18 protein-coding genes are annotated in these 17,967 nt (G+C 38.2%); 4 read left to right on the top strand and 14 right to left on the bottom strand.

Features of this window, described 5'->3' with window-relative positions:
• Positions 1–262: 262 nt before the first annotated feature.
• A complete protein-coding gene (locus FLM47_RS07215) occupies positions 263–709 on the top strand; it encodes a DUF3010 family protein (protein ID WP_010389888.1) in 447 nt (148 codons plus the stop codon).
• Between the two features lie 169 nt (positions 710–878).
• On the top strand, positions 879–2,612 hold the full coding sequence (locus tag FLM47_RS07210) for an AMP-binding protein (RefSeq protein WP_178956019.1): 1,734 nt from the start codon (positions 879–881) through the stop codon (positions 2,610–2,612).
• A 207-nt stretch (positions 2,613–2,819) separates the two neighbouring features.
• Here FLM47_RS07210 and FLM47_RS07205 read toward each other — a convergent pair whose 3' ends face one another.
• From FLM47_RS07205 to FLM47_RS07190, 4 genes are all read right to left on the bottom strand, one after another.
• Positions 2,820–3,842, bottom strand: a complete 1,023-nt coding sequence (locus FLM47_RS07205) for an acyltransferase (RefSeq protein WP_178956018.1) — start codon at positions 3,840–3,842, stop codon at positions 2,820–2,822.
• A gap of 84 nt (positions 3,843–3,926) precedes the next feature.
• Positions 3,927–4,595 (bottom strand): alpha/beta hydrolase, encoded by a 669-nt coding sequence (locus FLM47_RS07200; RefSeq protein ID WP_178956017.1) that lies wholly within the window; start codon positions 4,593–4,595, stop codon positions 3,927–3,929.
• 47 nt (positions 4,596–4,642) lie between these two features.
• The gene (locus FLM47_RS07195) at positions 4,643–5,992 is read right to left on the bottom strand and encodes a M23/M56 family metallopeptidase (protein WP_178956016.1); all 1,350 of its coding nucleotides are present in this window, start codon (positions 5,990–5,992) and stop codon (positions 4,643–4,645) included.
• Complete coding sequence (locus FLM47_RS07190; RefSeq protein WP_178956015.1) at positions 5,992–6,369, bottom strand: BlaI/MecI/CopY family transcriptional regulator; 378 nt, start codon at positions 6,367–6,369, stop codon at positions 5,992–5,994. The genes FLM47_RS07195 and FLM47_RS07190 overlap by 1 nt, the downstream gene beginning before the upstream one ends.
• 81 nt (positions 6,370–6,450) lie before the next feature.
• On the opposite strand from FLM47_RS07190, the gene FLM47_RS07185 reads away from it, so the two are divergent.
• Complete coding sequence (locus tag FLM47_RS07185) at positions 6,451–7,458, top strand: alpha/beta hydrolase (protein WP_256729685.1); 1,008 nt, start codon at positions 6,451–6,453, stop codon at positions 7,456–7,458.
• Between the two features lie 334 nt (positions 7,459–7,792).
• Here FLM47_RS07185 and FLM47_RS07180 read toward each other — a convergent pair whose 3' ends face one another.
• The 10 genes from FLM47_RS07180 to FLM47_RS07135 form a co-directional block, all read right to left on the bottom strand.
• Positions 7,793–8,056: a hypothetical protein gene (locus FLM47_RS07180; protein ID WP_178956014.1), complete on the bottom strand. Its 264-nt coding sequence runs from the start codon at positions 8,054–8,056 to the stop codon at positions 7,793–7,795.
• Between the two features lie 192 nt (positions 8,057–8,248).
• On the bottom strand, positions 8,249–8,980 hold the full coding sequence (locus tag FLM47_RS07175) for a helix-turn-helix domain-containing protein (RefSeq protein ID WP_178956013.1): 732 nt from the start codon (positions 8,978–8,980) through the stop codon (positions 8,249–8,251).
• 31 nt (positions 8,981–9,011) lie between these two features.
• Entirely contained in the window at positions 9,012–9,470 is a 459-nt protein-coding gene (locus tag FLM47_RS07170) for a carboxymuconolactone decarboxylase family protein (protein ID WP_178956012.1), read from the bottom strand.
• Positions 9,471–9,689: 219 nt separating this feature from the next.
• Positions 9,690–9,908, bottom strand: a complete 219-nt coding sequence (locus FLM47_RS07165; RefSeq protein ID WP_178956010.1) for a hypothetical protein — start codon at positions 9,906–9,908, stop codon at positions 9,690–9,692.
• Positions 9,909–10,217: 309 nt separating this feature from the next.
• Positions 10,218–11,570, bottom strand: coding sequence for an NADP-specific glutamate dehydrogenase (gene gdhA, locus FLM47_RS07160; RefSeq protein ID WP_178956008.1), 1,353 nt, complete (start codon positions 11,568–11,570; stop codon positions 10,218–10,220).
• A gap of 400 nt (positions 11,571–11,970) precedes the next feature.
• Complete coding sequence (locus tag FLM47_RS07155) at positions 11,971–12,444, bottom strand: DUF1456 family protein (protein ID WP_178956006.1); 474 nt, start codon at positions 12,442–12,444, stop codon at positions 11,971–11,973.
• Between the two features lie 98 nt (positions 12,445–12,542).
• Positions 12,543–13,787 carry a lipoprotein-releasing ABC transporter permease subunit gene (locus tag FLM47_RS07150; protein ID WP_076920259.1) on the bottom strand — a complete coding sequence of 415 codons (1,245 nt, stop codon included), beginning with the start codon at positions 13,785–13,787 and terminating at the stop codon, positions 12,543–12,545.
• Positions 13,777–14,475 carry a lipoprotein-releasing ABC transporter ATP-binding protein LolD gene (lolD, locus tag FLM47_RS07145; protein ID WP_010389881.1) on the bottom strand — a complete coding sequence of 233 codons (699 nt, stop codon included), beginning with the start codon at positions 14,473–14,475 and terminating at the stop codon, positions 13,777–13,779. The genes FLM47_RS07150 and lolD overlap by 11 nt, the downstream gene beginning before the upstream one ends.
• Positions 14,468–15,685, bottom strand: a complete 1,218-nt coding sequence (locus tag FLM47_RS07140; protein ID WP_178956004.1) for a lipoprotein-releasing ABC transporter permease subunit — start codon at positions 15,683–15,685, stop codon at positions 14,468–14,470. Before FLM47_RS07140 ends, lolD begins: the two co-directional genes overlap by 8 nt.
• A gap of 136 nt (positions 15,686–15,821) precedes the next feature.
• A complete protein-coding gene (locus FLM47_RS07135) occupies positions 15,822–16,694 on the bottom strand; it encodes a LysR family transcriptional regulator (protein WP_178956852.1) in 873 nt (290 codons plus the stop codon).
• Between the two features lie 130 nt (positions 16,695–16,824).
• Here FLM47_RS07135 and FLM47_RS07130 point away from each other — a divergent pair, with 130 nt between their 5' ends.
• Complete coding sequence (locus FLM47_RS07130) at positions 16,825–17,946, top strand: S-(hydroxymethyl)glutathione dehydrogenase/class III alcohol dehydrogenase (RefSeq protein WP_138608554.1); 1,122 nt, start codon at positions 16,825–16,827, stop codon at positions 17,944–17,946.
• The last annotated feature ends 21 nt before the right edge of the window (positions 17,947–17,967 follow it).

Below are 17,967 nucleotides of genomic sequence, written 5' to 3'. Positions count from 1 at the left end.
GCCGCCAAAGGCTAATGTAGATGTTGAGTCTGCTCAACTACAAAAAAGATATTGTCGCGTGCTGCAGCGTTAATTACAAGTTTTAAGCTACTAAAAACCACGCATTTTTAACATAAATGTGCAATTAATAACTTTTCTTCAGTCACGCCGCATCAAATTAGCGTAAAGGACTATATTAAAGCAGCACACAAAGTGCTTAAACTCGCATTTTAATGCGTGTTGCGTATAATAACCGGTAATTAAGTTATAGTAGAGATTAACAATGAGAACATGTGGTGTAGAAATTACCGGTAGCGATGTACTACTTTGTATTTTAAGTAAAGATAACGACGTTTTTGATATTCGTGACGTGCGCCAAACACGCTTTACATTAGGTAACGGTAACGACACTGAAATAATGCGTAAATTTCAATTTGATTTTGCAAAGCTGATGCAAGATTACCAAATTGATTCTGTTGCCATTCGCGAACGCCAGCCTAAAGGTAAATTTGCAGGTAGCGCTAAAGGGTTCAAAATGGAAACGGCGATTCAATTAATCGACAACCTCGATGTTCGCGTGTTTTCAACTACTGAAATAAAAGAGCAAGTAAAACGCAACCCTATCCCTATCGCGTTCGAAGACACTGGCCTTAAAAAATATCAAGAAAATGCATTCGTTAATGCTTACGTTTATATCATGAAAAAAACCTACCGCAGCGACGAAATGTAATACCAATTGCATCCTTGTAAAAACGCGTAATAGCTCAATATTACGCGTTTTTTTATGTCTAAATTTTCAAATAAAAGTGTAAGACATTAGTCTAACCCCCTTCCCTTTGTCGACAATTCATGATTATTTAATCAACAAGCCTTGGATAGATAAAAACATGGAGAATGTCATGAAAGCGACACAAACAGTGCATAAAGAAGTAGAACAAATAAACACTATACCGCTATCAAATAGTTATTTTAAGGGGATTCAAAGCACACCGCTAATAGAGCAAACAATTGGAGAGTACCTCGACTCAATTGTCGACAATAACCCAGAGGCATTGGCAGTTGTTGTTGCTCACCAAAATATTCGCTTAAACTATAAGGAATTTCAGCAACAGATTGATCAACTTGCTATGGGGTTGTTGGCATTAGGGGTAAAAGTCGGTGACAGAGTCGGTATTTGGTCACCCAATAACATACAGTGGTGCTTAACACAATTTGCAACAGCTAAAATCGGCGCAATCATGGTGTGTATTAACCCAGCTTACCGCCCCAGTGAACTGCAATATGCACTTAATAGTGTTGAATGTTCCACGCTTATTACTGCTACTTCATTTAAGGGCAGTCACTACGTTAATATGCTACAAAGTTTAGCCCCAGAGCTAAATAGTTGCCAAAAAGGGAAATTAAAAGCCGCTAAGCTCCCTTCATTAAAAAATGTAATTTGTATAAGTGATGAGCCAGTAAATGGTATGTTTTCGTTTAATGAAGTACTCGCCATGCCGACAGACGCTCACCAGTTAGAACTTCAAGCAGTGGCAAAAACTCTAAATTGTAATCAAGACATTAATATTCAATTTACTTCAGGTACCACAGGGAATCCTAAAGGGGCTACACTAACGCATAAAAACATTCTTAATAATGCACTGCTTGTTGCCCAAGCAATGCATTTTACTGAACATGATAAGCTGTGTATCCCTGTACCGCTTTATCATTGCTTTGGCATGGTTTTAGGCAGCTTATTGTGCGTAAGTAAAGGCGCTGCAGCTATTTATCCAAGTGATTCTTTCGATCCAAAAACCACATTAGAGGTGGTACAACAAGAAAAATGCACCGCGCTTCATGGCGTGCCTACCATGTTTATAAGCGAATTAGAGCTTAATAACTTCAGTGATTATGACTTAAGTACATTACGAACCGGCGTTATGGCAGGCTCAACCTGTCCTGAACAAGTTATGCGTAAAGTACAAACACTAATGAATATGAACCAAGTCGTTATAGCCTATGGACAAACAGAGTGTAGCCCAATCAACAATATCACTGAAACCGACTCATCAATTGAGCGTCAAGTCACCACAGTAGGACGAGCGCTTGCGCACACTGAAGTAAAAATTATTGATGAACTGGGTGAAGTTCAAAAAATAGGCCAACCCGGTGAAGTCTGTAGCCGTGGTGCCGGCATTATGCGCTGCTATTGGAATGATGAAGAGAAAACCAAAGCCACTATCGATAATAAAGGTTGGTTACATTCAGGCGATTTAGGAGTAATGGACAGTGAAGGCTTTGTCAGTATTGTTGGCAGAATTAAAGACATGATTATTCGCGGCGGAGAAAATATATATCCCCGTGAGATTGAGGAAGTTTTATACACCTACCCAGGGATACAAGATGCGGCAATTTTTGGTATTACCGATGAAAAGTTTGGCGAAGAAGTCTGTGCCTGGATCCAGCCTAAAGAAGGTGAAGTGCTTGATGAGCAAGCAATTCGATTATTTTTAAAGGACAAACTCGCCTACTTTAAACAGCCTAAATACATTCGTTTTGTAGAACATTACCCGATGACAGTAACCGGCAAATTGCAAAAATTTAAAATGCGCGAACAAATGCAAGAAGAGCTCGCCGAATCTGCATTTTCGTAATAATTAACGGCTACTTTATTACAATGCAACGATTAAACGTTGCATTGTATTTTAAATATAAATTATCAACCTAAGGCTCAGCAACATTAGGGGATGCGTATTTCGAATTTTAAACTCTCTATTTTCTTTCGCACCTAGTGATATGGAGCAGAATAAACAACAAAGTCCAGTGTAATAAACATTCTAGCTTTCTTAAATGTGTAAAATTTAAATGTTGAGCTTCTTTTTATTTGAGGCGCTTCTAATTTTATTTGCAATAGGCCTTTCAAAGAATACGTACGATAGATGCGCAAAAAAAACACTCAGGCTTAGTGATAGCAACAGTTTAAGTTCAATATTTAAATTAAACTTATTCACCATTCCAATAATAGGCATATGCAATAAATAAAATGAGTAAGACACTTTACCTAAAAAGTCACCAACCTTATTTGCTAAAAAAATATTGTTGTCTGGGATTAAAAAAACAACACAAAAGAATACTGTACTCATAACAAATAGAACTTCATAACTAAGCCACATTCTTTTCTTGTCACCCTCGTTAATAGGTGAAAACTCAGGATACAATAAAGGTATTAAACACAAAGCTAATATAAACCAGTTGCTCTTCATATAACTCGGCACTTTAAATAATTTGTAATGCAAACCAAATATAACGCCAATAAAAAAGTACGGTAACGTTCTTAAAGTACTAAATATGTTGTAATGGACACTTTTAATTTCACCAAATACTCTTGGGAAGTCAGCCAAGTACCAAAACATCATAAAAGTCACAATTAGTAAATATATATACCCTTTTCTATCGCCTGCTAAAAACCAAAAAACGAGTAAGATTATATAAAATTGTATTTCTGGTGGAATTGTCCAAAGTACGCTTTCACCATGCATGAACAAAAGGTGACCTATTAGCGAATTAAGATCAGTTATGTTGTATAAAATGTCATAATTATTTTGAGTTAATAAGTAAGAGCTAAAAACAATTACAAGGTACAGAGGTAAAACTCGTCCGGCTCTAGCTAGTACGTATCGTCTAATGTTCAGTCTGCTAAATTTGGTATCTAAATAGAGAAATGACATTAAAAAACCACTAAGAAGGAAAAATAACATTACGCCATAGGCTCCTGAACCGCCGCCTAGGGAACCATTTAACCAATGAGTAATATCTGAAAAGTGAGTAACAAATACAATAAGGGCAGCTAAAGCTCTTAGAGAATTTAATTTTCTAATTTCCATGAAGTTGATTTAATCCTTAGCTTATTATTTTTTAAAATTGTTTAAATTTAATTATCGGCTATGTGAACTTAGGCTTATACGATATTACTGAATCTTTTTACGTTTGAGCCACGCTTTAACGGGTAATATCCATTCTTTTCTCGGTGTGAAAAAAGCGCCATGTTCTTTACCCGTTGAAATAGATATTTCTGTGTAAGAACTAACCGTATTAATGCTTCTATTAACGACATCGTCACATGAACCAACAGAGTCAGAGGTTTCGTACACTGAAAATAAATGACCATAAATAGCTATTTCTGTTTTTTTAGCTAATCCACTGGTACAAGCCGCTAAAATCACAACGTTAATATCGATGTTTTTTAAATGGCTCGATGTAATTGCCGTAATAAACCCGCCGCGAGAAAAGCCAACTAGCGATATATTGCTCGCAGGTATGCCATTTTTTAGTAACTTAGTTACTTGTTTAGATAGCTGTTGAGCGTAGTTAAAAGGGTGAGTCTTAGCTGGCCGATGAGTAGCAATTAAATGATAGCTTGAGTCGGCAAGTTCCTGTTTAATCGCTGGAAAGTTATATTGCCCCCAACGCTCATGAATAGGTGTGGGATCTTTACCCTCTACAATGAATCCGTGAGAATAAAAAACATAATGCTCTGATGGATTTACTTTGTCTGGGAAGCTCTCATATACTTTGCCACCATAGCTAAATGAACTAAAAAGAAAAGTAAAAATAATAAAAAGCAGCTTTTGATACATATTACACCTTTATAACTCTATAAACATTTGAAATAAAAGCCATTATTTTATGATTTAGTAACGAGGACTAAACTAGGATCAACTCTTTGGTTGTCTTTAATTACTTCAAAGTGCAGGTGAACCCCTGTCGTTTTACCTGTATCACCAATGATACCAATAACCTGCCCTGCTTTAACCCAAGAGCCGACTTTAGCGTCACTTGATTCTAGGTGCGCATATAACGTTTGATAGCCACTTTTATGTTGAATTAATACAGTATTTCCATAGTTCGAATGCAAGGTTTTGTTACCTGAAATAACTATTACTCCATCTGCAGCAGACAGCACAGGGCTTCCTCTTTGGGCAACATAGTCTATACCTTGATGCGGTTTATATCCTCTGACTTTGCTTATGCTACGAAATGTTGAGCTGATCGTATGGCTATTTAGTGGATGTTGCCAAGTGAGCTTCCCTGTCATTGCGGGGTCTTTTAAAAATGTATGCAGACTAAAAATAACCAGTATCATTAAGAAGAACTTAAAAGTTAAAGCAAGTTTGCTTTTACTCGATGGCGAAGCAATATTTGAAAGCCTCGCTTTGTAATCATCAGCACAAAGCACAGCAGAACTAAATTGAGCGACTGGATTGTTGTTACTAAATTGAATGCTCTTTTTTAATGATTGCAGCAGTGCCTTAGCATAATCATGTTTGTTGAGATTAAAGCGACATATTGTATGTCTATCACACCTATGCTCCATAGCGCGAATAAACTGCCATTCCATCTTTTTAACAAATGGGTTTATCCATAAAACGATGCTTAAGATCCTCCATAAAAGAATCGTAATATGATCTTTGTTTGTAATATGGGTTAGCTCGTGTTGAATCAAAATGCCTTGCTGATCTTTATTTAGGAATGAAAAATAATGAGGTAGCACAACATAGGCTGTTGTTATACCAATGACAAAAGGACTGTGGTTTTGCGAGGAAATGACAATCTTCACCTTACTAGTCGACAGCTCATTTATTGACTCAGAAGATCTCGTTAAGCTTTTGAGTTTCTGCCACACAAGCAATAATTTAACGAGTTTTAAGCAGGTAAAACCAAAGTAACCAACAATTAGCGCTGTTGAGATTAAATCAATTTTCTGCAAACTTACATGGGTTATACTGGCTTGCTTTACTATTTGTGCGCTTTGCAAACTAGAGCTTATATAATCGAAATCAGGGATAGGTATATTAATAGTGCCAAGAGATAAAGGAATAAAAGGTAAAAAGCTGGCTATAAGCGCAGACCACCAAATACCTGGCGAGGTATTGTCGTGCTTGGTTATATAAGATGAGCAAACATAAACAAGCCCAGAAAATATAAGCCAAGGAAAAATACTATTTACTATGAATTGAATAATGAAAGAGTCCACTACTTTTGTTTTTCATCCTTTGAAAGTTGATTTAACAATTCCTCTAATTCATCGACTTCAGCTTTATTTATTAAACGGCTATCAGCGAACATAGTGACAGGGAGTGGTTCATCTAACTCTAAGACATTGGTTGCGAATTCCTGCATATAAGATGCTAGCGTCGGTATTTTCTCAACTAATGCTTTAAAGGTTTTTTTGTTGCCAGAGGAGCCCACCTCTAAAATTCCTTTATTGCCCATTCTTTCTAAGGTTTTACGTGTAGATGAGTATGACCAGCCATACTTTGATTCTAAGTGTTCATGAATCTCTTTGGCTGTACGTGGCTGTTTTTTCCAAAGTAATTTCAGTATTTCTAACTCTGTTGAATTGGGTTTCATATAAAGACTCAAGAGGTGTGACTTGTGTCGCACTTTAACATCCTGTATGTTAAAACGCAACACCGTGACACGTGTCGCACTATGAGTTTGAAACTGGATAAAACGTTAGATGGACATCAAGTTACTGTTTGTCATACTAAAAACTTTTCAACTTTAGCATTATCGATAGCAAAGGATTTAGCCAAAATGAAACCGACTACTTTTTTGACAATATGCAGTTTAATTATTTCCTCCTCGTGTTTTGTAAAATACTTAGCTTTAATTTTTATGCTCAATATAATTTGCAGCAATCTTGCACTCGCTGAAGGCCATCGTTTTGAAATTGCTAACAGTAAAGTAGTAACAATTAAATCCACAGTGCTGGGTAAGAAATACGATTTATATATCAAAGTACCCCGTAGTTATTTCTTAGTAGAGAATAAATCTAAAAAATACCCTGTACTTTACTTAAATGATGGACCTTATACTTTTAAAGTAGCTGCTGGTGTCACTCATGTTCGAGACATGGATAAAGTCATTATTGTTGGTATTTCATTTGCTCACGGAGAAGACGGTCAATTTAGTCGAGTTAGAGATTTAACACCTGTCGTTGATCAGAGCTGGACAAAATACACCACAGGTGGAGCAACTGAATACTTAGCATTTATTGAAAAAGAAATCTTTCAGTACATTGAGCGCAATTACCGAGTTAACCCTGAACAAAGAATATTGTCTGGGCAATCATTGGGGGGATCTTTTGCCGCTTGGGTATTGTTGACCAAGCCTGAGCTGTTTTCTACTTATATCTTAACCAGCCCTTCACTCTGGTTTAAGAATAATTGGATATTTGAGTTAGAAAATAAATATGCCCAGAAAAACACATCGCTGCAGGCTAATGTATTTATGGCAACTGGCGCATTAGAAACGTTAGAAAATGGCATGAAAGAAGATATGGTCGCAGGTCATGTGAAGTTTGCAAATCTATTACGCTCACGTAATTACCAAAAATTAAAGCTAGAAGAGGAAGTTGTTGAAGGAAGCGATCATTACTCGACCTTTCCTATTGGGCTATCAAAAGGATTGGTAAAATTTTACCAATTACAGAAATAATCGCTAGTACTTACCTATCAGATAAACTCCAAATTTATTAGTTGGCACTACCAGTTAGATATGAGGCGAATAAAATCTAAAAACAGTCACTTTATTTATTTGTTAAAACTGTACCAAATTCAAAATACAAGTCCGCTTTTACATATTGAATTTTTAGAATGGGTGTCAGCTTAAGCTAACGGGTGTGAGAGATTAGCTAATAGCATAGTTATACTCCAGTCTCCGTTTTGATCCATAGCCCCGCAGGAGGGGCTGGTAGTAATTTGCTAAAATGTGAAGCGAAGCAAAACTGAGTGAGCTGTTAGTATTCACATGGTTACTAGGCTCGTTAGTTTTACTTTTTGCTTGCTAGAGTTGCTGCAACGAGTTGTAATGCTTGCTCTTTAGTAAAACCCTCTTCAACCAAAGCTTCATATAAACTTTTTATATATTTTGCATTGGCTTTAATTAACTTTGGGTTATTCATTACTTTCATGGAAGTTTCTAGCTGTTTTGAAAGTTGCTTTGCCATTTGTTCGTATTGCGAATCATTATTTGCGAACGTGCTAGCTGAAAATAAAGTAGTGACTATTAAAAGACTGAAGATTATTGTTTTCATCGTGCGTTTCCTACAAAAGTGATACCTCATTATGAGGCAAAAAATGGTTGGCTAAAATAAGCGAAAAAGGAGAAAATGCCAACTACTTTTGTCCTGTTTAATGATTTGATAAATAGGCTTTGCACGAAATTAGTTTTATTGAGTTAGCTGAAAAACATTTACCGGTGGTAACCAAGTATGAAAGCCAAAAACTCACTCTATTTGCCCTGGCGTAATACATGCAAAAGTACGAAATTCCCGTGTCATATGCGCCTGATCACTAAATCCAAATTGGTGAGCAACATCAGCTAAGTTTGCTTTTTTGTATGTTCGTAAAAAGCTGATTGTTTTTTTAACCCTTAAAATCCGCTGATAATGTTTGGGAGTCATTTCTAGCCAAAGTTTAAAAATACGCTCAATTTGCCGTTGGCTCAAATCAATACTTGCACTTAATTGCCCCGGCGTTTCATCCTGCTCGATATACATTAGTGCTTTCTTCAGAGGGGCTGGAATTACTTTGGAAAAATCTAGGTTTTTATCTGCCCAGCGGTGCAGAGTTTCAATTCGCCTTTCAATGTCTTTTTGAATTCGGAGATCATTATAAACCCCATAAAGGTTATAAAGCTGGTCTTCCTCTGGCAATAAAAGTGTTGGCTTGTCGTAATGCTGTCCCAAAACACCATAGCAAATGGCTGGATGGAAACGAATGCCTGAGAGTTGTGCTCCAGATTGCAGAACAATATTCTCAGTCTGTTTATTTATAGCAAGCATAATGACACCTTCCGGCAGGGTTTCATTGCCAATCATCACGTCACCAACAAGGTTAAAAATAATGCCGCTGCCAGCATCAGAATACAGCGGCTTTACTATCGGAACCGGTTGCTGTACAGATGCTGACCATACTCCCTGCACAAACGCAGACAGCTGCCCCGATGGTTGAGACAACTGAAAATTAAATGCCTGTTCAAATAATTTATTACGGTTTATAGCTGCCTACCTCTGGCATAAACGTCTTAGCAATTCGATTCCAGCTATTGATAGCATTAATCGCAATGGTCAAATCCACTACAGCTTTTTCACCTAATACTTCTACCGTATTCTTATAGAACTCTTCGTCTACGGGGTTAGCTAGGGTCAAATATTCAGCCCAATCGAGCGCAGCTAGTTCTGTCTTAGAATATAAAGGCATATTACGCCATGCACTTAAGCCAATAATACGTTCATGAGTTTCCCCATGACTCAATGCGTCTTTGCTGTGCATATCAATACAAAAGGCACACTGATTCATCTGCGACACTCTTAGTTTAATCAATTCCCAGATCGGGATTGTTACTGTTTCTGAAATACTAAATTGCTTACGCAGATAGTCTTCTTGGTTCATCAGAATCTGTATTGCTTTAGGTGCTAGCTCAAAATAATTTGCACGAAAAAACATATCTCACCTCCTTAAATGTAGTTGGAGCTAAGATAGCTTTTGTCTCAATATAGGTATTGAATATTTTCGACACGTATTCATTTTAAATTTAAGCTGGGGTTAGATTAGGCCTTTTAACGTCATATTAAGCGCACTAAACAGTGGTTTCAATATGTAATGGTTCAGAGCCTAACCAACTGTTTTAGAAAATTAAAATGGATTTTATATAAAATTAGGCACCTAAATAGTAGAGTCATTATTATTTATAACATCGTTTTTGAGTGCCAAAACTGCGACAAATATTAAACCTAATGGCGGTATAAATGACAATAAAAAACCAATAAAGGTTGTTGTTTTAACATTTTGGGTTTTACGTTTACCGAGATAAAAGCTTAAACCAGTTATTACGATCATTGATATAAAAATAAATTGACCGAGAATTGTTGCATTGATATTCATACGAAATTCCTTTTTGCATGTCACAGCTTTATTAGAGGACAGCTTCTCTATTTTCACGAAAAACATCCTCATTTTATGAACTTATATTAATAACAAATAGTGTAAGCTATTGCTAGTTATAAATATTATGCTTTTTGTAGATTATTTGAATATGTAGAAATGACGAAAGTGCCCTTTTAATATAACTTAGCTAATGACACCTCACTTCAATAACTATCTTTCGCTCATACCTGCCTGTTCGTTCAACACTTATTAAATGTCACTATCAAACAGGTATAAGCTACTAAAAATTATATATTAACCGAGCTGTTACACTACACCTTGTTCAATCATTGCATCGGCTACACGTCTAAATCCAGCGATGTTAGCGCCTAAAAGTAAGTTACCGGGTTGATCAAACTCTTTTGCAGTGTCGTTGGCTGTTGTGAATATATCTTTCATTATTTGTTTAAGCTTTTCATCTACTTGCTCAAATGTCCAGCTTTGCATACTGGCATTTTGTGCCATTTCTAATTGACTGGTTGCTACCCCACCGGCATTCGCTGCTTTGCCAGGGGCATAAGCAATTTTTGCTTCAATAAAGCAATCAATCGCTTCTTTGGTTGAGGGCATATTCGCCCCTTCACTGACTAAAATACAGCCATTTTCAAGTAGTGCTTTTGCATCCGCTTGGGTTAATTCGTTTTGTGTAGCACAAGGAAAAGCCGCATCCGCACTGTAACGCCATACAGCATGACCATCCTGAGGGTACTCATCGCGAGGCGTATACTTTGCCTGAGAGTGAGTATCTAGGTAGTCACTCAGGCATCCTCGTGACTGTTCTTTTAATTGCTTAATAAGTTTTAAATCAATGCCACTCTCATCGTACAAAGTGCCTTTTGAGTCACTACAGGCAATAGGCGTAGCCCCTAGTTGATATAATTTTTCCATGGCATAAATTGCCACATTGCCTGAGCCTGAAATTAAACAGCGTTTTCCTGATAAGCTGTCATCACGATCTTCAAGCATATAGTTAGCAAAATACACCGCGCCATAACCCGTTGCTTCTTTGCGAGCAAGCGATCCGCCCCAAAGTAAACTTTTACCGGTTAGTATGCCTTCATAGCGCCCTGTTAAGCGTTTGTATTGGCCAAACATATAACCAATTTCTCTCGCCCCTACGCCAATATCCCCTGCAGGTACATCGGTTGTAGGGCCAATATGACGATATAACTCGGTCATAAACGATTGGCAAAAGCGCATTATCTCGCCATCAGAGCGTCCTTTAGGATCAAAATTAGCGCCTCCTTTGCCACCACCTATAGGCAAACCAGTTAGTGCATTTTTAAAAATTTGTTCAAACCCTAAAAACTTTATAATGCTGGCATTCACACTAGGATGAAAACGTAAGCCGCCTTTATATGGTCCCAACGCCGAATTAAATTCGATACGGTAGCCTTTATTGACTTGAATATTGCCCTCGTCATCAACCCAAGGCACACGAAACATTAATTGGCGCTCTGGCTCTACCATTCTTTGAATAATTGCTTGTTGTTGGTAGTGACTGGTTTGCGAAAATATAGGCTCTAGAGAGTCTAGCACTTCTTCTACAGCTTGATAAAACTCACATTGCGCAGGACTCGTCTGCTTTAATTGCGAAATAGTTTTGTGTATATAATCCATATTTACTCTTCCATGTAGGTATTTTTAAATTCGAAACAGGAAAAATGATCAACGTTATTGTTAGTAGAGAAATTGATTATGCGATCATTATTTTTACACTTTAACATCATAGATAAACTGGATGCACGTGTTTGATGTTGAATTAAATTGTTGTTTCTTTTGTATAAAAACCCATTAAAAAAGAATTTTTATGCTAAAAACACCAGTTTTAATGAATAACACGTTAAAAGTATTAAAAATAGTAAAACAAAATACGACTCTACGTTTTTACGAGCGCAAAAATATAAAATGCTTTATGAGACTGAAGTTGTAGAAGGGGTAAGACTGATAATAGCGTAGATTTTAGTGAGTTCGTTTAAGAGGTTTAATGGAGGTTGCTAACCAACCTCCATAAAATACATTAAGCTTTTTCGCCATCTGGGCGAAAAGTACGCTGCACACCGGTTAAAAATAAACGTAAAACTTGATCGTTACACACACGGTAATGTTTGTTTTCAACTTTACGTGAAAATGCACTGAGTTCATGCTTACTTAAATCAAAATCAACTAATGCGAGTGTGGCAATTACGTCCTCTGCTTTCATATTTAAAGCAATACGTAATTTCATAAAAATAATATTATTGTTTAATTTAGTCTCTGGGATTGGCTGCTCACCGTCACGTTTACCGCGCTTGGTATTTATAAAGCCATTTAAAAATACCGCAAATTCGGTGTCACTTATTGGGGTGTAACCTTGCTCGCCCTCTTTAGTTAACCATGCAATCACCTGCTCTGTGCTGACGCTGTGCTCTGCAGCGGCGAACACGTCAACCATTGCTGAATCGGTTAAATCAAAGGTGTAGCGAATACGGCGTAAAATATCGTTATTTGTCAAAGTAAATCCCAGGTAAAATAAGTGCTCAGCAAACAAAAGCTGTTTAATAGCGGCGCAGTTTATCAGAGTTACACTAAGCGCCCTATTAAATACTGTGTTTAATTACCCAATACTTTTGCCGGATCAACACGTGTTGCTTGCCATGCTGGATACAGCGTCGCCAATATTGCAAGCACAAAGGTGGCAATAACAGTTAACACTATATCTTGCCAAACTAATTTACTCGGTAAGAATTCGATAAAATACACACCTTCTAGCGGATTTTCACCCAGCAATAAACTCAGCCAAGTAAAGAGCTCACTAATATTGATTGCTAGAATAACGCCAATAATAGAGCCTAAAACTACGCCAACAAATGCTTGAGTTAAGCCTTGCATTACAAAAGTAGCCAATATGGTACTGTCTTTGGCACCCATGGTTTTTAAAATGGCAATATTGCCTTCTTTTTCGCGCACTTCCATCACTAATGACGAAACAATGTTAAAACTGGCGACTGCAATAATTAAAAACACCACAATATAAACAATCGTGCGCACCATTTGAATGTCTTGATACAAGCTGCCTTGGGTTCTAAACCAACTCGATATATACACGTAATCAGTAACAGTTTGCCCTACTCTCAACGCTATTTGGTGCGCTGCAAACACATCATCAACCCGTAAACGTAGGCCGGTTACTTGGCTTTGATCGTAACCTAAGGTTTGTTGTGCTTTGCTAAGGTGAATAAACGCGGCACTGCTATCAATAGGCCCGCCCATTTCTATAATGCCTGCGAGTGTTAACGTAACCCGTTTTGGCGCAAGTAATGATTGTCCTTTTTCACTAATTTGTGGGATCAATAAAGTGACATTGTCGCCTATTGATATATTAAGTTGAGTGACAATTTGCTTGCCTAAAATAACATCCTCAAGTGCTAGCTGACTGACTAATTTACCTTGTGTAAATTGGTTAACCGCTGATACGTCGCTCTCTAGCGAAGGCTCAACACCTCGTATTTCAACTGCTTTTAATTGGCTTTTAAATTGCGCCATACCATTTACTGCTATAAATGGGGCTGCTCCTGTTACTTGTGGTTGCTGTTTTAATTTTTCGACTTTGCTGGGCCAATCAGCAATCGGCCTGCTTGGTGCTACATATTCAACTTGTGGCACTACACTTAATAAACGATGAACCAATTGTTGTTCAAAACCATTGATCACCGATAACGCCACAATTAAAACGGCAACACCAAGTAAAATACCAATAGTAGATGCCTTAGCAATAAAACTAACAAACGCGTTTTTTTCATCTTTATGGCCTGAATAGGCTCTGAAACGTTTACTTATAAAGGCACTAAGCAACATGGTTTGACTCTTTTATTGATAATTTACCATCATCTAAATACGCTATTTTACCCAGCTTGTCGGCAAGCTCTAAATCATGAGTCACCACCACAAAACTGGTGTTTAAACTTTTATTTAGCTGATTAATTAAATCGTAAATTTTAATCGCGTTTTGCTTATCTAAATTACCCGTTGGCTCATCTGCAAGAACCAGTGCAGGCTCAGTCACTAAAGCACGCGCTATGGCAACACGTTGGCGTTCGCCACCAGAAAGTGCCGACGGTTTATGGCTACTTCTGTGCGCAAGGCCGACTTTATCGAGCATGTCGAGCGCTTTTACATTTGCTTCTTTGGCACTCAAGCCTTTTATTAACAGTGGCATAGCAACATTTTCAACCGCACTAAATTCCATTAATAAATGATGAAATTGGTAAATAAACCCTAAGTTTTGATTTCTAAACGCGGCTTGTTGGCTGCGAGAAAGTTTAGCCACATCTTGGTTTTTGATTTTTGCACTGCCAGAACTGGCGGTATCTAAGGTACCCAAAATATGTAATAAGGTACTTTTACCTGAACCTGAGCTACCTACAATAGCTAGCATTTCACCTTGGGTTAGGGCTAAATCAACCCCTTTTAATACCTCAACTTGGTTTTGCCCGTCTTGGTACACTTTACTTATTTGTTCACAACTAATTACTAAATCATTCATAACGTAATACCTCGGCTGGGTTTACTTTAGCGGCCTGGCGCGCGGGATATAAAGTCGCTAAAAAGCTCATGGCTAAGCTTAAAAGCGCAATCACACTTAAGCTAAGCGCATCAAATTTGACCGGCAGTGAAATCCCCGATAATAAATTTAAGCCAACCAACGCCAGCAGTTCATTAATATATAAGCTAAATAAAATACCTAAAGAGGCACCTACTGCCGTACCAATCACACCGTTATATAAACCTTGAACCATAAATACAGTTTGTACTTGGCTTGGCGTTAGCCCTAGTGTCTGCAGTATCGCAACTTCGCTTTGTTTTTCACTCACCATCATGGTGAGCGCCGACACAATATTGAACACCGCCACCAGCACGATTAAGCCCAATAACATAGACATAATGCGTTTCTCCATCGCCACAGCGGCAAATAAAGTGCCTTGGCTACTGCGCCAATCGGTGTATTTAAAATTCTTCAGAATAAGTTGGCTGTCTTGAATAAATTCATCAAGTGCAAATGGCTCATGCAGTGACACACTTAAATTAGGGGGTGTAGAGCTACTTTGCTTTAATACTCGTTGCAATGACACACCACTGGTAAATGCCAGTCCCATGTCAATTTCTGAACCAGTTTCGTAAATTGCAGCAATTTTGAATAAACGCTGGCTAGGGACACGACCAAGGGGTGTATAAGTTGACGCATTGGGCATAATAACGCGCAGTTTATCGCCCAAGCTAACGCCGAGTTTACGGCTTAGATAACGGCTAATAGCAATGTGATAATTATTATTTAATACACTTTGCCAATTCCCCTGCACTACTTTGTCAGTGATTTTATAAAGCGAGCCATCATTATCATAGAGCCCTTGCAGCAGCACACCATGCAGGTCTTTATTTGTTTGTAGTATAGCTTCACCATGGCGGTATAAACTAACATGTTCAACATACGGTGATTGCTCAAGATCAGCTTTAAGAGTATTCATTTGCGTTTTAGAGTGTTGTTTTGCCTGCACTTCAACGTGTGGAATGAGTCCGAGCATATTCATTTTCAGGCTGCTTTCAAAACCGTTCATGACACTACTTACTGTAAAGAGCGCCATTAAACCAATCGCTATACCTGCAATAGAAAAAAAAGAAATAAACGAAATAAACGCATTGCCTTTGGAAGAGCGACTATATCTAAGTCCGATAAACAGGCTAACAGGTTGAAACATATTAATTAAAACATTAATGCTAAAAGTGTGGCTTTATAGTAGCACGAACTCAGCGCAATTGAATATCACCATAAATGTAAGAAATAATTTATAAATCTTATACTTGGCTATATTATAAGCAAATCACTAAGCCAAGCTAAACTTTTAATCCTGTTACTAGATAATCAAGTAATACTCGTACATTAGTAGCAACAAATTGCCGAGGAGGATAAAGCCCCCACACCCCCTCTTGTTGAGGTTGATAGGCTGTTAATATTGGTACTAACTGCCCTGTTTTTATTTCATTCTCTATGTAGTAATCCGGCAACTGAACAATACCCAACCCTTTTTTAGCGCCGTCAACCAGTGCCCAACCGCTATTGCAATGCAACCGCCCAGCTACTTTAATATGTTTGTCACGATTATTTTCATTTACTCGCCAATAACTACTGTTACCAATTAAGCATTGATGCTGGTTAAGTTCACCTAACGTATGGGGTTCGCCAAAACGCGCTAAATAGCTTGGTGCAGCACACATAATAAATCGCCGAGAGCTCAAGCGTCGCGCTTTTAAACTCGAATCTTTTAAATGGCCTAATCGAATGGCTAAATCAAAGCCGCCCTCCAGCAAGTTTTCTTGCTCGTTAGAGAGCGTTGCGATTACTTCTACCTCGGGGTGATCATGCATAAACGAATGCACTATCGGCATAATAAAACTTTCACCATACATAACCGGTGCGGTTAATTTAATTTTACCTTTAGGGGATGTTTGCACAGACGCGAGCCCCTGAGTGGCTTCATCCATAGCGTGTTGTAAATGTTTTACTTGGTGTAAAAACTGCTCACCTTCTTTGGTTAATACCACCTTTCGGGTCGTACGCGTTAAAAGTTGGGTATTTAACCGTTGCTCAAGCTTAGTAACATGGCGGCTAATATGGGCAACCGATAGACCCAACGCCTGTGCAGCTTGAGTGAAACTTCCCTCTTCGCCAACAGAAATAAACTCATCAATCCCTTCCCAACGCATTATTATTACCATACTGTAAAAGTGTTTTATTAATTTAGAGATTATCATTGTTATAGAAATAAATACAATAGACACATCACCCAAACAGTTTGGGTCTACAATTGATATTCAAACCACTACAAAGGATATACACATGTCTGAATTTATAAAATCAAAAGCAGCGATTGCCTGGGGCCCTAATCAGCCTTTAAGCGTTGAAGAAGTTGACGTGATGATGCCTAAAAAAGGCGAAGTGATGGTAAAAATTACTGCCACAGGTGTATGCCATACAGATGCTTTTACTTTATCAGGTGAAGATCCTGAAGGCATTTTCCCCGCTATTTTAGGCCATGAAGGTGCCGGGGTGGTTTACGCTGTGGGCGAAGGCGTTACAAGTGTAGAAGTTGGCGATCACGTTATTCCTCTATACACCGCAGAATGTGGTGAATGCAAAATGTGTACTTCAGGTAAAACCAACTTGTGCTCTGCTGTACGCGAAACACAAGGCAAAGGCTTAATGCCAGATGGCACAACGCGATTTTTCAAAGACGGCCAACCAATTTATCACTATATGGGGACGTCGACCTTTTCTGAATACACAGTACTTCCTGAAATCTCGCTAGCTAAAGTAAATAAAGAAGCCTCTTTAGAGGAAATTTGCTTATTGGGCTGCGGTGTCACTACCGGTATGGGCGCTGTAACAAATACGGCAAAAGTAACAACGGGCGATACGGTGGCAATTTTTGGTCTAGGTGGCATTGGTTTGTCGGCCATTATTGGCGCCAAAATGGCTGGTGCAAGCCGTATTATTGGTATTGATATTAACACCTCTAAGTTTGATCTTGCGACTAAACTCGGTGCTACCGACTTAATTAATCCAAAAGACTTCGACAAGCCAATTCAAGAAGTGATTGTAGAGATGACCGACGGCGGTGTTGATTACTCATTTGAATGTATTGGTAACGTTGATGTAATGCGCTCTGCCCTTGAGTGTTGTCATAAAGGCTGGGGAGAATCTGTAATTATTGGTGTAGCTGGTGCTGGCCAAGAAATTTCAACTCGCCCGTTCCAACTTGTTACTGGCCGTGTATGGCGTGGTAGCGCATTTGGAGGCGTTAAGGGTCGTTCGCAACTTCCTGAAATTGTAGAGCGTTACATGGCGGGTGAATTCGCTCTTAATGATTTTATTACCCATACCATGAGCCTTGAAGAAATTAACGATGCCTTTGATTTAATGCACGAAGGTAAGAGTATTCGTACTGTTATTCATTACTAATTTCTTTTAATCACCATTACC

This window comes from Pseudoalteromonas sp. Scap06, assembly GCF_013394165.1.
Taxonomy (GTDB): Bacteria; Pseudomonadota; Gammaproteobacteria; order Enterobacterales; family Alteromonadaceae; genus Pseudoalteromonas.
Note: the sequence above shows the minus strand (reverse complement) of the source record. Positions and strands in the feature narration are given on the sequence as shown.

Bases quoted from the DNA above. Each gene is read 5' to 3' on its own strand.
- FLM47_RS07215 (WP_010389888.1), top strand. From the start codon at position 263: ATGAGAACATGTGGTGTAGAAATTACCGGTAGCGATGTACTACTTTGT.
- FLM47_RS07210 (WP_178956019.1), top strand. From the start codon at position 879: ATGAAAGCGACACAAACAGTGCATAAAGAAGTAGAACAAATAAACACT.
- FLM47_RS07205 (WP_178956018.1), bottom strand. From the start codon at position 3,842: ATGGAAATTAGAAAATTAAATTCTCTAAGAGCTTTAGCTGCCCTTATT.
- FLM47_RS07200 (WP_178956017.1), bottom strand. From the start codon at position 4,595: ATGTATCAAAAGCTGCTTTTTATTATTTTTACTTTTCTTTTTAGTTCA.
- FLM47_RS07190 (WP_178956015.1), bottom strand. From the start codon at position 6,369: ATGAAACCCAATTCAACAGAGTTAGAAATACTGAAATTACTTTGGAAA.
- FLM47_RS07185 (WP_256729685.1), top strand. From the start codon at position 6,451: ATGAGTTTGAAACTGGATAAAACGTTAGATGGACATCAAGTTACTGTT.
- FLM47_RS07180 (WP_178956014.1), bottom strand. From the start codon at position 8,056: ATGAAAACAATAATCTTCAGTCTTTTAATAGTCACTACTTTATTTTCA.
- FLM47_RS07170 (WP_178956012.1), bottom strand. From the start codon at position 9,470: ATGTTTTTTCGTGCAAATTATTTTGAGCTAGCACCTAAAGCAATACAG.
- FLM47_RS07165 (WP_178956010.1), bottom strand. From the start codon at position 9,908: ATGAATATCAATGCAACAATTCTCGGTCAATTTATTTTTATATCAATG.
- gdhA (WP_178956008.1), bottom strand. From the start codon at position 11,570: ATGGATTATATACACAAAACTATTTCGCAATTAAAGCAGACGAGTCCT.
- FLM47_RS07150 (WP_076920259.1), bottom strand. From the start codon at position 13,787: ATGTTGCTTAGTGCCTTTATAAGTAAACGTTTCAGAGCCTATTCAGGC.
- lolD (WP_010389881.1), bottom strand. From the start codon at position 14,475: ATGAATGATTTAGTAATTAGTTGTGAACAAATAAGTAAAGTGTACCAA.
- FLM47_RS07140 (WP_178956004.1), bottom strand. From the start codon at position 15,685: ATGTTTCAACCTGTTAGCCTGTTTATCGGACTTAGATATAGTCGCTCT.
- FLM47_RS07130 (WP_138608554.1), top strand. From the start codon at position 16,825: ATGTCTGAATTTATAAAATCAAAAGCAGCGATTGCCTGGGGCCCTAAT.